Consider the following 12,675-nt stretch of genomic DNA (forward strand, 5'->3'; position numbering starts at 1 on the left):
GGGTCTTGCCGGATGACGCGAAAGGCACGATCAGTGACATGCTGTGAGCATGCGCACAATTCTCAACGTCATCTGGCTGGTTTTCGCGGGGATCTGGCTGGCCATGGGATACGCGCTGGCCGGGGTCATCTGCTGCATCCTCATCGTCACGATCCCGTTCGGCATCGCCTCGTTCAGGATCGCCGCGTACGCGTTGTGGCCGTTCGGCCGGACCGTGGTGCGCGACCCTCACGCGGGCGTGTTCTCGCTGTTCGGCAACATCATCTGGTGCGTCGTCGCCGGCATCTGGCTCGCCATCGGCCACGTCCTGACCTCGATCCCCCTGTTCATCTCCATCATCGGCATCCCGATGGGCATCGCGAACATCAAACTGGTCCCGGTTTCCCTCCTTCCGCTGGGCGCGCGCATCGTGGACAACGACTAAGGGGGCTCCCGGACGTAAGCTGTCCGGAAGAGTCACTGCGAATCCCGTTGGGGGCCATGACGTCCACCGATGCACCTCCCCGGTCAAAGGGAAAGCCCAAGAGAGGGCTTGTCTCGCATGCCCGGACGAGGCTGAACTGGGCGCTCGACACCAAGTCGTGGGCTATCGTCCGCGCGGCCACCAACGCCGGCGTCACCTACCGGGTGACCGGCCTGGCCGGGGAGGCGGCGTTCTTCGCGCTGCTCTCCCTGCCCCCGTTCGTTCTGGGCCTGATCGGCGTGCTGGCCAAGCTCGGCACCTGGCTGGGCCCCACCGTCGTCACCCAGGTGAAGACCTGGGTGATCGACCAGGCGGGGCTGCTGTTCACCGACGACGCCGTCAAAAAGGTGATCAACCCGCTCATCACCGACGTGCTGAGCGACGACGCCGGCAAGGTGTCGATCATCTCGCTGGGCTTCCTGCTGTCGCTCTGGTCGGGCTCCAGGGCGCTCTACGTGTACGTGGACCTCATCTCGGTCGCCTACGGCCTGGGGGAGGAGCGCGGCATCATCAGGACCCGGCTGATGTCGTTCGGCCTCTACATCGTGGGCCTGATCATCGGCATCATCGTCATGCCGATCCTGGTCGTCGGCCCGACCCTGATCAAGGACGCGCTCCCCGGCCAGTACGGCATCCTCATCGACCTCCTCTACTGGCCCGTCGTGATCATCGGCTCGGTGCTCTTCCTCACCGTGCTCTACCACGTCAGCGTCCCGGTCCGGACGAAGTGGTACCGCGAGCTGCCGGGGGCCATCCTGGCGCTGTTCCTGTGGATCGTCTGCGCGGCGGTGCTGCGCGCGGTGCTCGCGGCGTGGTTCTCGCCCGTCTCGGTCTACGGCTCCCTGGCCGCCCCCATCGCGCTCCTGCTGTGGCTCTACATCACCGCGCTGGCCGTGCTCATCGGGGCCATCCTGAACGCCGAGGTGGACCGGCTCTGGCCAGGAGAGAGCCGCACCAAATAAGCGCCCTGTGAGATCCGCTATCGTCTAGGGCGAGACGCGACTGGCGCATTGGGTGGGATCGACCACCGGGGAGCGAAAGGAGCGGAGGCCGTGCGCCTGGGTCTTCGCAGATCGTCAACGATGACTGGAGAGTCATGAGTTCTCTCGCTAGCGTCGACCCGCAGATCGCTGAGCTCATCCGGGCTGAAGAGCGCCGTCAGTCCGACACCGTCAAGCTGATCGCCTCCGAGAACTACGTGTCGAAGGCCGTGCTCGAAGCCACCGGCACCGTGCTGACCAACAAATACTCCGAGGGCTACGCGGGCAAGCGCTACTACGAGGGCCAGCAGGTCATCGACCAGATCGAGACCGTGGCCATCGAGCGCGCCAAGTCGGTGTTCGGCGTCAACTACGCCAACGTCCAGCCCTACTCGGGCTCGCCCGCCAACCTCGCCGTCTACATGGCGTTCCTGCAGCCCGGCGACACCGTGATGGGCATGGGCCTGCCGTTCGGCGGCCACCTCACCCACGGCTGGTCGGTCTCGGCCACGGGCAAGTGGTTCACCCCGGTCCGTTACGGCGTACGCAAGGACACCGGCCGCATCGACCTCGACGAGGTCAGGCAGCTCGCGCTGGAGCACCGGCCGAAGCTGATCTTCTGCGGCGGCACCGCGATCCCGCGCACGATCGACTTCGAGGGCTTCGCCTCGATCGCCCGTGAGGTCGGCGCCGTGCTGGCCGCCGACATCGCCCACATCGCGGGCCTGGTCGCGGGCGGCGCGCACCCGTCGCCGGTGGGCCACGCCGACGTGATCTCCACGACCACGCACAAGACGCTGCGCGGCCCGCGCGGCGCCATGCTCATGGCCACGCAGGAAGAGCACGCCAAGGCGCTCAACAAGGCCGTCTTCCCCGGTCTGCAGGGCGGCCCGCACAACCACACCACCGCCGCGATCGCCGTCGCGCTGCACGAGGCCGCGCAGCCGTCGTTCCGCGACTACGCCCACCAGGTGGTCGCCAACGCCAAGACCCTGGCCGACGAGCTGGCCTCGCGCGGGTTCGACCTGGTCTCCGGCGGCACCGACAACCACCTCATCCTGCTCGACCTCACGCCCAAGGGCATCGGCGGCAAGCCGGCCGCGCAGGCGCTCGACCGCGCGGGCCTGGAGACGAACTACAACACGGTGCCGTTCGACACCCGCAAGCCGTTCGACCCGTCCGGCATCCGCATCGGCACGCCGTCGGTCACCTCGCGCGGCATGGGGGAGGCGGAGATGCGCCAGATCGGCGCCTGGATGGACGAGGTCGTCACCGCGCTGGCCAAGGGCGACGCCGAGGACGTCATCACCAGGGTGCATCGCGAGGTGAGCGAGCTCACCTCGCAGTTCCCCGCCCCCGGCCTGTAACCCCTACGGCGGGTCTCACCCGCCGCACGTGGCAGGCTTGGTTTCATCTTTTACGGCGAGCCAGGCCGGCCCCACCCGCCGCACGTGGCTCAGGGCCTCCAGGGGGACGCTTCTGAAGTCCGCACGTGGCCGGCCACCGTCACGGCGCACGCTTGGCCGTGACGGTGGTTCTCACCTCGTCCGGGTCACGATGCGTCCGCGACGGCTCCGGCTCTGACGGTGGCCACCGGGACCACGTGCCGGTCCGGTCCGAGGGCATCGCCCCTGGCGTCCACATACGTGCGGCCCTCGGGGGCGGCGCCCGCGAGTCTGAAGATCGTGGCGTGGTCGACCGTGCCGTCGTCCTCCAGCCACGGCTCCACCATTCGCAGGATCTCGCGCGGCCGCACCGTGACCGCCCCGATCGCCTCGTCCAGCGGCATCCCGCAGGCCATCAGCTTGGTGATCGTGGTGGCCAGGTCGTGGACGGGGCCCGCGATGTTGCGTACGTGGACGTCCGTGCTGATCGTGTGCGGCGGGAAGCCCGCCGCCACCGCGCGCGCCGCCACGCCTGAGCTGAAGCTGGCGGCCCCGTGCCCCACGTCCAGCAGCACACCCCGCTCCAGGGCCCGGGCCAGTGCCGGGGTGGGAGTGCCGTCGGCGCGCCAGGGCGCGCCGGTCTTGCCGTGGTAGCAGTGGGTGACGACGTCCCCGGCGTCCAGGAGGTCGAGCACGTCGTCGATCAGCGGCGGCGCCTCCCCGACGTGGACCAGCAGCGGCAGGCCCGCCTCCCTGGCGACCAGGCGGCCGAGCTGCAGCGGCTGCAGGCCCATCGCGCCCACGATCGCGCCGCTCGATCGCACCTTCACCCCGCACACCACGTCCCGGTGCCGCCGGATCGCGGCCAGCGTGGCGTCCACGTCGATGAACGACGGGTCGGCGGTCTCGCGCAGGTGGACCAGGCCGTGCGAGCCGATGTTCAGCCAGGCCCGCACCCGGGTCCTGGCCGCCGGCAGGACGTAGCGGACCAGGCCGTCGATCGTGGCCTGGCCGGCGCTGCCCGCGTCGGCCAGCACGTGCACGCCCGCGTCCAGGCCCACCCGGTCGGGCGGCACGCTGATCTGCGTCATCGCGTCGTAGACGTGCGCGTGCAGGTCCACCCAGCCGGGCCCGATCCACAGCTCATCCGCCTGCCCGGCCCGCGACTCCCCGGTTTCACCCGCCTGCCCCGCCCGCAGGTCTCCGGCCGGCTCGCCGAGCGGCTCCAAGCGGGCCGTGCCGCCGGTGAGTGACAGCCGGGCGGGGGACGGTGAGCCGATCACCCGCAGGGGCGTGCCGACGATCATGCCAGCGCCTCCGTGACGGCCACGTTGTGGAAGGTCCTGCGGATGCGGGCGATGGCGTCCGAGGTGCGCGCCGGGTGCACCCGGTTGGTGAGCAGCACCGCGAAGAAGTCCAGCTCGGGATCCACCCACAGGCTCGTCCCTGTGAAGCCGTTGTGCCCGTACGCCGACGCGGTGAGCAGGTCGCCGCCGCTGCTCAGGGGCGGCTGGTGCGCCTGCCAGGCCAGCGCACGGCCGCCCGTCCTGGTCCCGGTCATCACGGCCAGCGTGCGCGGCGCGAGAGGGCCGCCCCCGCCGGCCGAACCGCTGCCGCCCAGACCCCCGCCGCCTCCCCGGCACAACCACCGGCCCAGCCCGGCCAGGTCCGCCACCGTGCCGAACAGGCCGGCGTGGCCCGCCACGCCCCCGAGCACCTCGGCGTTCTCGTCGTGCACGGTGCCCTGGACGACCCGGCCGCGCCATGGGCAGTCCTCGGTGGCCGCCGCCCGCGCGTGATCCCGCTCGGGAAGCAGGAAGCGCGTGCCGTCCATGGCCAGGGGAGCGGTGACGCGCTCGCGTACGAGATGGTCGAGGGGCGATCCGGCGGCGCTCTCCGCGATCATCCCGAGGATCATGAACCCCTGCGAGCTGTACTCCACCCGCCGCTCCTCGCGCAGCGGCAGGTGGACGAGGGCGTCGAGCAGTTCCTCGCGGGTCGCGCAGCGGCGGTAGAGGGGCTGCTGGCCGGGGATGCGCGAGGTGTGGGTGAGCAGCTCGGACACGGTGACGCCGGCCTTGTCGGTGCCCGCGTATTCCGGCAGGTGGAAGGCGACCGGATCGTCCAGGGTCAGCTCGCCCGACTCCACCAGCGCCATGACCGCCAGGCCGACGATCGGCTTGGTGACCGAGGCCAGGTCCCACAGCGTGTCCTCGCCCGCAGGGCCGCCGTCCCTGCTCAGCGTGCCGAGCGTTCCCTGCTCGACCGGGCCGGAGGAGCCCCCGTAGGCCCAGGCGGCCCCCGAGAACTCGCCCTCGTCCCGCGCTCTCGCCAGCAGGCGTCGTACGGCCGTCATCCGTTCCTCCCCAGAGCCGCCGAGACCCGGGCGGCGGCGGCCACCACCAGCGGGCCGAGCAGCGGCACGTCATCCGCGTTCAGGTTGAGGGTCAGCCCCGCCACGCTGACCGCGCCCACCGCCGTCCCGGCCGCGTCGTGCACCACGGCGCCGACGCACCGCACGTTGGTCTCGTTCTCCTCGTCGTCGATCGCGTAGCCGCGCTGCCGGACCTCCTCCAGTTCGGCCATCAGCAGGCCGGGGTCCGCGATCGTCCTCGGCGTGTTGCTGATCAGCGGCGCGGTGGCCGCCAGCACGGCGCGTACCTGCTCCTCGGGCAGGTTCGCGAGGATCGCCTTGCCGATCGCCGTGCAGTGCAGCGGGATCTGCGTCCCGACCCGCGAGGCCATCCGGTACGGCTGCTGCGACTCCACCTTGGCCAGGTAGACGGCCGAGGAGCCGCTGCGGATGGCGAAGTGCACCGTGTGCGTCGTGTTGCGCTGCAGGTTCTCCAGGATCGGCCGGACCAGCGTGGTCATGTCCCTGTCGGTGAGCGCCGCCCCGGCCAGCGCCAGGATCGCCGGGCCCGAGGCGTAGGTGCCGTCGCCGTGCGAGACGGCGTACCCCTGGGCGATGAAGATCTGCAGGATCCGGTGCACGGTCGTCTTGTTGATGCCGGTCCGCTGGGCGATGTCCGCCAGGCGGCGGGGCTGGTCGTGGCCGGCCAGGGCCCCTAAGACGACCAGGGTCTTCTCCACCGAGTTCATTGTCACCTGACCCAAAAGGCTTGACGGACATAACCGAAACGAGTCATATTCAACCACGTGATACGACATTTCACCATGTGAAACGTATGAAAGGGAGGCGGGGTCATGACCCTCCGCGAATTGCCGACCCGCCGGGACCTGTTCAAGATCGGTGGGCTCGCCGCGGCGGCGATCTCCCTGGGAGCCTGCGCGAGCACCAGCCCGCCGAGCGGCGGCCAGGGCGACGCCGCGACCGCGCTGCGGGTCTCGCTCGCCTCGGACGCGACCACTCTCGACCCGCACAAGCAGGGCGATCTGCCCTCCATGAACGTCCTGATCAACATCTTCGACACGCTCACCGTCAGGGACACCGCCGACAAACTGGTCGGCGGCCTGGCCGAGCGCTGGGAGTCCAAGGGCGACAAGACCTGGCGCTTCCATCTGCGCAAGAACGTGACCTTCCACAACGGCGAGCCGTTCGACGCCGCCGCCGTGGCCTACAGCATCGAACGCCTCATCGACCCCGCCACCCAGTCCCCGATCGTGGAGCTGCGCCTGGTCACCGGCGCGAAGGTGATCGACCCGTACACGGTGGACCTGGTGACCAAGGAGCCGGACCCGATCCTGCCGGCGAAGCTGTCGTTGTTCGGCGGGGTGATCGTGCCGCCGAAGTACCTCAAGGAGAAGGGCGACAAGGCCTTCGCCGAGCACCCGGTCGGGACCGGGCCGTTCACGTTCGAGCAGTGGCAGCGCGACAGCCAGATCACGCTCAAGGCCAACCCCGGCTACTGGAACGGCAAGCCCGCCATCGAGCGGCTCACCTTCAAGGTCATGCCGGACCCGTCGTCGTCGCTGGCCGCGCTGCAGTCGGGCGAGCTGGACATCGTGACCGGCCTGACCCCCGACGCCGCGCAGCAGCTCGGCGACGCCCCCGGGTTCAAGGTCGTCTCCTCGCCGGGCGTGCGCACGTATTTCGTCTCGCTCGACACCGAAGAGGGCCCGCTGAAGGACAAGCGCGTGCGCCAGGCGCTCAACCACGCGCTCGACGTGGACACCCTGATCACCTCGGTGCTCAACGGCGCCGCCGAGCGCACCCCGACGCTCATCCCGAAGCAGGCGTTCGGCTTCGACGCCGCCGTCCAGCCGTACAAGCACGACGTGGCCAAGGCCAAGAGCCTGCTCGCCGAGGCCGGGCACGCCGGTGGCTTCACGCTCAAGCTGTCCTCCTCCACCATCGACAAGGACATCGTGCAGGCCATCTCCGGCCAGCTCGCCGCGGTCGGCGTCAAGGCCGAGGTGTCGCTGCTCGATCCGGCCACGTTCAAGGGCCGGCTGGTCTCGGACAACCGCAAGGCGCTGGGCGAGATGTACTTCGTCGGCAACTCCGGCTGGACCATGGACGCCTCCAGCAACCTGCAGTCGTTCGTCCGGCACGACCGCCGCCAGAGCCGCTGGAACAACCCCGAGGCCGACGAGCTCATCGACAAGGAAGAGCAGTCGGTGGACCCGGACACGCGGCAGAAGGCGTTCACCGCGCTGCAGGGGCTGCTGATCGAGGAGTCACCGTTCCTCTACCTGTACCAGGCAGGCATCCTGTACGCCGTCAGCGACAGGGTCCAGTGGAAGACCAACGCCAACGGCACCCTGGCCATGGCCACCGCCAAGCTCTCATGATCGGTTTCGTCGGCAAGAGGGTCGGCCACACCCTGCTCGTCCTGTTCTGCGTGGCCACCGTGTCGTTCTTCATCGTCAGGCTGGCCGGCGACCCGGTCCAGCAGATGTTGCCGCCTGAGGCCACCGCCGCGCAGGAGGCCGCGCTCAGGTCGAGCCTGGGCTTCGACCGGCCGCTGGCCGACCAGTACGTCTCGTACATGACGGGCCTGCTCAGCCTGGACTTCGGCCAGTCGGTGTTCTTCCACCGCCCCGCGTTCGAGGTCATCATGGAACGCCTGCCGCTCACGGTCGACCTGGCCGTGGCCGCCATGGCGTTCACCCTGATCGTGGCCGTTCCCGCCGGGATCGTGGCCGCCGTCAGGAGGGGCACGGCGACCGACACCTCGGTCATGGCCTCGGTCCTGGTCGGCCAGTCCACCCCGGCGTTCTGGGTGGGCATCCTGCTCGTCCTGATCTTCTCGGTCAACCTGCGGTGGTTGCCCGCCTCGGGCACCGGCTCGCCCGCCCACCTGGTGCTGCCCGCGATCACGCTCGGCCTCTACTCCGCCGCGATGATCGCCAGGCTGCTGCGTTCGTCGCTGATCGACGTGCTCGGCGAGGACTACATCCGCACAGCCAGGGCCAAGGGCCTGTCCGGGTTCAGGGCGGTCACCGGGCACGGCCTGCGCAACGCCTCCCTGCCCGTCGTGACCGTGGTCGGCCTGGAGGTCGGCAGCCTGCTCGGCGGGGCCATCCTCACCGAGCAGGTCTTCTCCTGGCCGGGCATCGGGCGGCTGACCGTCGAGGCGATCACGTACCGCGACTATCCGCTGATGCAGGCCACGGTGTTGTTCCTCGCGGCCGTGTTCGTCATCGTGAACCTGATCGTGGACCTGTCCTACGCCGTGCTCGACCCCCGCGTGAGGCTGTCCTGATGCTCACCGCAACCCTGCGCGCCCTGCGCCGCAACCACGCCGCCAAGGTCGCCGTGGGCGTCGTCGTGCTCGTCGTGCTCGTCGGCCTGCTCGCGCCGCTGATCGCCCCGCACGACCCCAACCTGCAGAACCTGCGGCTCAAGCTGCGCCCGCCGTTCTGGATGGACGGCAGCGCGCCCGGCTACCCGCTCGGCACCGACAAGCTCGGCCGCGACGTGCTCAGCCGCGTCATGTACGGCACCCGCGTCTCGCTCCTCGTCGGCCTGACCGCCACCCTGCTCTCGGGCGTGGTCGGCGCGGCCGTCGGCGTCGTCAGCGGCTATTACCGGGGCTGGCGCGAGCAGGTGTTCATGCGCCTGGCGGACGTCCAGCTGGCCTTCCCGTCGATCCTGCTGGCCCTGGCCATCATCGCGGTGCTCGGCCCGAGCCTGTTCTTCCTGATCCTGGTGCTCGGCCTGACCGGCTGGGTGTCCTACGCCCGCGTGGTCCGCGCCGAGGTGCTCTCGCTCAGGGAGCGCGAGTTCGTCACCGCGGCCAGGGCCATCGGCGACACCGGCCCGCAGATCATGCGGCGCCACCTCCTGCCGAACCTCGTCGCCCCCCTGGCCACCATCGGCACCCTCCAGGTGGCCGCGATGATCGTCGCGGAGGCGTCGCTCAGCTATCTGGGCCTCGGCGTGCCGCCCAGCGTGCCCACCTGGGGCAGCATGCTCGCCGACGGCCAGCTCTACCTGCGCAGCGCCTGGTGGATAGCGGTCTTCAGCGGCGCTGCCATCATGATGACAACACTCGCGATCAACGTCACCGGCGACCTGCTCCGCGACGTCGCCGACCCGAAGGCATACAACCGATGAACCTCGCCACCCACTACAAGTGCGACGACTGCCACGCCACGTTGCCGCTGGAGACTCCGGCGCTGCTCTGCCCGGCGTGCGGCGGCCTGCTGGAGATCGGCTACGACCTCGGTCCCGCCGAACCCCGGCGGATCGTGGAGCGGGCGGCCGGTCGCCGCGATCTCGGCCTGTGGCGCTGGTCGGACCTGCTCCCGCTGCCCGACGGCGCCGAGCCCCTCTCCCTCGGCGAGGGCGACACCCCGCTGATGCCCACCAGGAGGCTCGGCCGCCACCTCGGCCTGCCCGGCCTGCTCATCAAGAACGACACCCTCATGCCCACCGGCAGCTTCAAGGACCGTGGCTTCTCGGTCGCGGTCGGCTTCGCCCGGGCGCTGGGCGTCAAGCAGGCGTTCACCTACAGCTCGGGCAACGCCGGCGCCTCCTTCGCCGCGTACGCCGCCAGGGCCGGCATCGAGGCCACGGTCCTGGTCGAGGACGTGGCCAACGAATCCAAGATCTCCGCGATCAGCCTCAGCGGCGCCCGGGTGCTGCGCCTGCGCTACCGCTCCAGCCTGGAGATCTTCGCCGGGGTGAGCGCCCTGTCGGAGGCCGGGTTCTACTGCTTCGTCAACTTCATCAACCCCGTCAGGCACGAGGGCATGAAGACGTACGCGTACGAGATCTGCGAGGCGCTCGGCTGGCGCGCGCCCGACGTGATGGTGCACCCCGTCGGCACCGGCGGCGGCATCTACGGCGCCTGGAAGGGCTTTCGCGAGCTGCGCGCGCTGGGCCTCATCGACCGGCTGCCGAAGATGGTGGGCGTCCAGCCCGCCGCCTCGGCCCCGCTCGTACGAGCCTTCGCCGAGGGCAAGACGGTCGCCGGCCGCCACGGCGACGCGAACAAGACCGTCGCCCAGAGCATCGCCGGCGACGCCCCCATCCAGGGCGGCTCGCGCGTGCTGCGCGCCGTCTACGACTCCGGCGGCCGGGTGGTCGCCGTGGACGACAATGACCTGTTCGAGGCCATGCGGCTGCTCGGCGAGGAGGGCGTGTCGGCCGAGCCGTCCGCCGCCGCCTCCACCGCCGCCCTGCTGCGCGCCCGCGCCCAGGGCTGGGTCTCGGAGAGCGACACGGTGGTCAGCGTGGTGACGGGCGGCGCGCTCAAGCAGCCCTCCGCCCTCGCCCTGGCGGCGCCCCCGCCGGCCGGCACGGTTCGGGCCGACCCCGCCGAGCTCCTGCGCATCTTCCGGGAAGGGATCACATGAGCGTGCTGGAGATCAACGATCTGCACGTGGAGTTCCGCCTGGACGCGGGCACGGTCAAGCCGGTCAACGGCGTGTCGCTGTCGGTCGAGGCCGGGCAGACGCTGGCCGTGGTCGGCGAGTCGGGCAGCGGCAAGACCGCGACCGCCCTGTCGATCCTGCGCCTGCACCCGACCCCGCCCTGCCACTACACCGGCGGCGAGATCCTGGCGGGCGGCCGGGACCTGCTGAAGCTGACCGAGCGGGAGATGCGCGCGATCCGCGGCAACGAGATCGCCATGGTCTTCCAGGATCCGATGACCAGCCTGAACCCGCTCAAGACCGTGGGCGCCCAGATCGCCGAGTCCGTCCGCCTGCACCAGGGCCTGTCCAGGTCGGAGGCGCGCGCCCAGGCCGTCGCGGCGCTGCGCGAGGTCGGCATCCCCAACCCGGGCGACCGGGCGGGTGACTACCCGCACCAGTTCTCCGGCGGCATGCGCCAGCGCGTGATGATCGCGATCGCGCTCGCCTGCCGTCCCAAGGTCCTCATCGCCGACGAGCCCACGACCGCGCTCGACGTGACCGTCCAGGCGCAGATCATGGAGCTGCTGGCCGGGCTGCAGGAGCGGTTCGGGATGGCGATCGTGCTCATCACGCACGACCTCGGCGTGGTGGCCCGCGTCGCGGACCGGGTCCTGGTCATGTACGGGGGCCGCCCGGTCGAGCTGGCCGCCGTGGACGACGTGTTCGAGGCTCCCCGCATGCCGTACACGAGGGCGCTGCTGCGCTCGATGCCCCGTTCCGACGTGCCGGGAGGAGCCCCGCTCGACCCGATCCCCGGCAGCCCGCCGAACCTGTTCGCGCCGCCGGGCGGCTGCGCCTTCCATCCGCGCTGCGCGCTGGCGATGCCCGAGTGCGCGGTCCAGGTGCCCCCGCTGACCGAGCGCGCCCCGGGGCACAGCGCCGCCTGCCTGCTGGAAGGGAGCCTGTAGATGGCAGAGGAATCGGTGCGGCCGCTCTTGTCGCTGCGCGGCGTGCGCAAGGAGTTCCGCTCGAAGGTGGTCGCCGTGGACGACGTGTCGTTCGACGTGCGCCCGGGGGAGACGCTCGGCCTGGTCGGCGAGTCCGGTTGTGGCAAGACCACGCTGACCAGGCTCATTCTGCGGCTGGTCGAGGCCAGCGGCGGTGAGATCTGGTTCGACGGCAGGGAGTTGCTCGGGCTGCGGCGCAAGGAGCTGCTGTCGGTGCGCGAGGACATGCAGGTCGTCCTGCAGGACCCGTACGCCAGCCTGAACCCCCGCATGCGCGTGGGCGACATCATCGCCGAGCCCCTGGTCACGCACGGCAGGGTGCGCCGCCGCTCGGCCCAGGCCCGTGACCGCGTGGCCGAGCTGCTGGAGGCCGTCGGGCTGGAGGCGGGCAGCCAGGACAGGTTCCCGCACGAGTTCTCCGGCGGGCAGCGCCAGCGCGTCGGCATCGCCAGGGCCCTGGCGATAGAGCCCAAGCTGGTCATCTGCGACGAGCCGGTCAGCGCGCTCGACGTGTCCATCCAGGCGCAGATCGTCAACCTGATGAAGCGGCTGCAGGCCGAGCGCGGGCTGACGTACCTGTTCGTCTCGCACGACCTGTCGATCATGCGGCAGATCGCCACCCGCGTCGCCGTCATGAACCTGGGCAGGATCGTCGAGCTGGCCGACACCGAGACGTTGTTCACCGACCCGCGCCACCCGTACACCCACAGCCTGCTGTCGGCCGCGCCCGTCGCGGACCCCAAGGTGGAGCGGACCCGGCGGCGCATCGTGCTCAGGGGCGACCCGCCGTCCCCGGCCGACCCACCCTCCGGGTGCAGCTTCCGCACCCGCTGCCCGGCCGCCCGCGACGAGTGCGCGGACACGCGCCCCCCGCTGGCGCCCCAGGAGAGTCCCGGCCACACGGCCGCCTGCCTCTTCCCGGTCTCCGACGCCGCCGTCCTGACATGACCGAGCGCCCCGCCGCACGGGCTCGTGTGCGGCGGGGCGCTGGGCGCGATCGGGGTGGGCCGGAGTTACCCCGTCGCGGTGGCCGGCCGTGGCCCGGGGGACCGGGCCTGGCCGGCCGGGAAAGG

12 protein-coding genes and 1 riboswitch are annotated in these 12,675 nt (G+C 70.8%); of the genes, 9 read left to right on the forward strand and 3 right to left on the reverse strand.

Annotated elements, in window-relative coordinates; all coding sequences use genetic code 11:
- The first annotated feature begins 49 nt into the window (after window positions 1–49).
- The 3 genes from ACFPZ3_RS35195 to glyA all read left to right on the forward strand — a co-directional run bounded on the left by ACFPZ3_RS35195 (window position 50) and on the right by glyA (window position 2,810).
- The gene (locus tag ACFPZ3_RS35195; RefSeq protein ID WP_379518630.1) at window positions 50–424 is read left to right on the forward strand and encodes a YccF domain-containing protein; all 375 of its coding nucleotides are present in this window, start codon (window positions 50–52) and stop codon (window positions 422–424) included.
- A 56-nt stretch (window positions 425–480) separates the two neighbouring features.
- Window positions 481–1,425: a YihY/virulence factor BrkB family protein gene (locus tag ACFPZ3_RS35200; protein WP_379518631.1), complete on the forward strand. Its 945-nt coding sequence runs from the start codon at window positions 481–483 to the stop codon at window positions 1,423–1,425.
- Between the two features lie 26 nt (window positions 1,426–1,451).
- Window positions 1,452–1,534: riboswitch (ZMP/ZTP riboswitch) on the forward strand.
- Window positions 1,535–1,559: 25 nt separating this feature from the next.
- Window positions 1,560–2,810, forward strand: a complete 1,251-nt coding sequence (glyA, locus tag ACFPZ3_RS35205) for a serine hydroxymethyltransferase (RefSeq protein WP_379518632.1) — start codon at window positions 1,560–1,562, stop codon at window positions 2,808–2,810.
- 185 nt (window positions 2,811–2,995) lie between these two features.
- Here glyA and ACFPZ3_RS35210 read toward each other — a convergent pair whose 3' ends face one another.
- From ACFPZ3_RS35210 to ACFPZ3_RS35220, 3 genes are read right to left on the reverse strand one after another with little or no spacing between them, the layout of a single operon-like run.
- Window positions 2,996–4,135, reverse strand: coding sequence for a hypothetical protein (locus tag ACFPZ3_RS35210; RefSeq protein WP_379518633.1), 1,140 nt, complete (start codon window positions 4,133–4,135; stop codon window positions 2,996–2,998).
- A complete protein-coding gene (locus tag ACFPZ3_RS35215) occupies window positions 4,132–5,184 on the reverse strand; it encodes a serine hydrolase domain-containing protein (RefSeq protein WP_379518634.1) in 1,053 nt (350 codons plus the stop codon). The genes ACFPZ3_RS35210 and ACFPZ3_RS35215 overlap by 4 nt, the downstream gene beginning before the upstream one ends.
- Window positions 5,181–5,921 carry an IclR family transcriptional regulator gene (locus ACFPZ3_RS35220; protein WP_379518635.1) on the reverse strand — a complete coding sequence of 247 codons (741 nt, stop codon included), beginning with the start codon at window positions 5,919–5,921 and terminating at the stop codon, window positions 5,181–5,183. Before ACFPZ3_RS35220 ends, ACFPZ3_RS35215 begins: the two co-directional genes overlap by 4 nt.
- Before the next feature lie 114 nt (window positions 5,922–6,035).
- Between ACFPZ3_RS35220 and ACFPZ3_RS35225 the strand changes: the two genes are divergently transcribed.
- The 6 genes from ACFPZ3_RS35225 to ACFPZ3_RS35250 are packed head-to-tail and all read left to right on the forward strand — an operon-like array spanning window position 6,036 to window position 12,550.
- Window positions 6,036–7,583: an ABC transporter substrate-binding protein gene (locus ACFPZ3_RS35225; protein ID WP_379518636.1), complete on the forward strand. Its 1,548-nt coding sequence runs from the start codon at window positions 6,036–6,038 to the stop codon at window positions 7,581–7,583.
- Window positions 7,580–8,497 carry an ABC transporter permease gene (locus ACFPZ3_RS35230; protein ID WP_379518637.1) on the forward strand — a complete coding sequence of 306 codons (918 nt, stop codon included), beginning with the start codon at window positions 7,580–7,582 and terminating at the stop codon, window positions 8,495–8,497. The genes ACFPZ3_RS35225 and ACFPZ3_RS35230 overlap by 4 nt, the downstream gene beginning before the upstream one ends.
- Entirely contained in the window at window positions 8,497–9,351 is an 855-nt protein-coding gene (locus tag ACFPZ3_RS35235) for an ABC transporter permease (protein ID WP_379518638.1), read from the forward strand. Before ACFPZ3_RS35230 ends, ACFPZ3_RS35235 begins: the two co-directional genes overlap by 1 nt.
- Complete coding sequence (locus ACFPZ3_RS35240) at window positions 9,348–10,595, forward strand: threonine synthase (protein WP_379518639.1); 1,248 nt, start codon at window positions 9,348–9,350, stop codon at window positions 10,593–10,595. The genes ACFPZ3_RS35235 and ACFPZ3_RS35240 overlap by 4 nt, the downstream gene beginning before the upstream one ends.
- Window positions 10,592–11,563 carry an ABC transporter ATP-binding protein gene (locus ACFPZ3_RS35245; protein WP_379518640.1) on the forward strand — a complete coding sequence of 324 codons (972 nt, stop codon included), beginning with the start codon at window positions 10,592–10,594 and terminating at the stop codon, window positions 11,561–11,563. Before ACFPZ3_RS35240 ends, ACFPZ3_RS35245 begins: the two co-directional genes overlap by 4 nt.
- Entirely contained in the window at window positions 11,564–12,550 is a 987-nt protein-coding gene (locus tag ACFPZ3_RS35250) for an ABC transporter ATP-binding protein (protein ID WP_379518641.1), read from the forward strand. It begins immediately after the preceding gene.
- The last annotated feature ends 125 nt before the right edge of the window (window positions 12,551–12,675 follow it).

The sequence above is a fragment of the Nonomuraea insulae genome (genome assembly GCF_042656245.1).

Coding starts and splice junctions, on each gene's coding strand:
- ACFPZ3_RS35215 (WP_379518634.1), bottom strand. CDS start 5,184: ATGACGGCCGTACGACGCCTGCTGGCGAGAGCGCGGGACGAGGGCGAG.
- glyA (WP_379518632.1), top strand. CDS start 1,560: ATGAGTTCTCTCGCTAGCGTCGACCCGCAGATCGCTGAGCTCATCCGG.
- ACFPZ3_RS35225 (WP_379518636.1), top strand. CDS start 6,036: ATGACCCTCCGCGAATTGCCGACCCGCCGGGACCTGTTCAAGATCGGT.
- ACFPZ3_RS35245 (WP_379518640.1), top strand. CDS start 10,592: ATGAGCGTGCTGGAGATCAACGATCTGCACGTGGAGTTCCGCCTGGAC.
- ACFPZ3_RS35250 (WP_379518641.1), top strand. CDS start 11,564: ATGGCAGAGGAATCGGTGCGGCCGCTCTTGTCGCTGCGCGGCGTGCGC.
- ACFPZ3_RS35200 (WP_379518631.1), top strand. CDS start 481: ATGACGTCCACCGATGCACCTCCCCGGTCAAAGGGAAAGCCCAAGAGA.
- ACFPZ3_RS35235 (WP_379518638.1), top strand. CDS start 8,497: ATGCTCACCGCAACCCTGCGCGCCCTGCGCCGCAACCACGCCGCCAAG.
- ACFPZ3_RS35230 (WP_379518637.1), top strand. CDS start 7,580: ATGATCGGTTTCGTCGGCAAGAGGGTCGGCCACACCCTGCTCGTCCTG.
- ACFPZ3_RS35195 (WP_379518630.1), top strand. CDS start 50: ATGCGCACAATTCTCAACGTCATCTGGCTGGTTTTCGCGGGGATCTGG.
- ACFPZ3_RS35210 (WP_379518633.1), bottom strand. CDS start 4,135: ATGATCGTCGGCACGCCCCTGCGGGTGATCGGCTCACCGTCCCCCGCC.
- ACFPZ3_RS35240 (WP_379518639.1), top strand. CDS start 9,348: ATGAACCTCGCCACCCACTACAAGTGCGACGACTGCCACGCCACGTTG.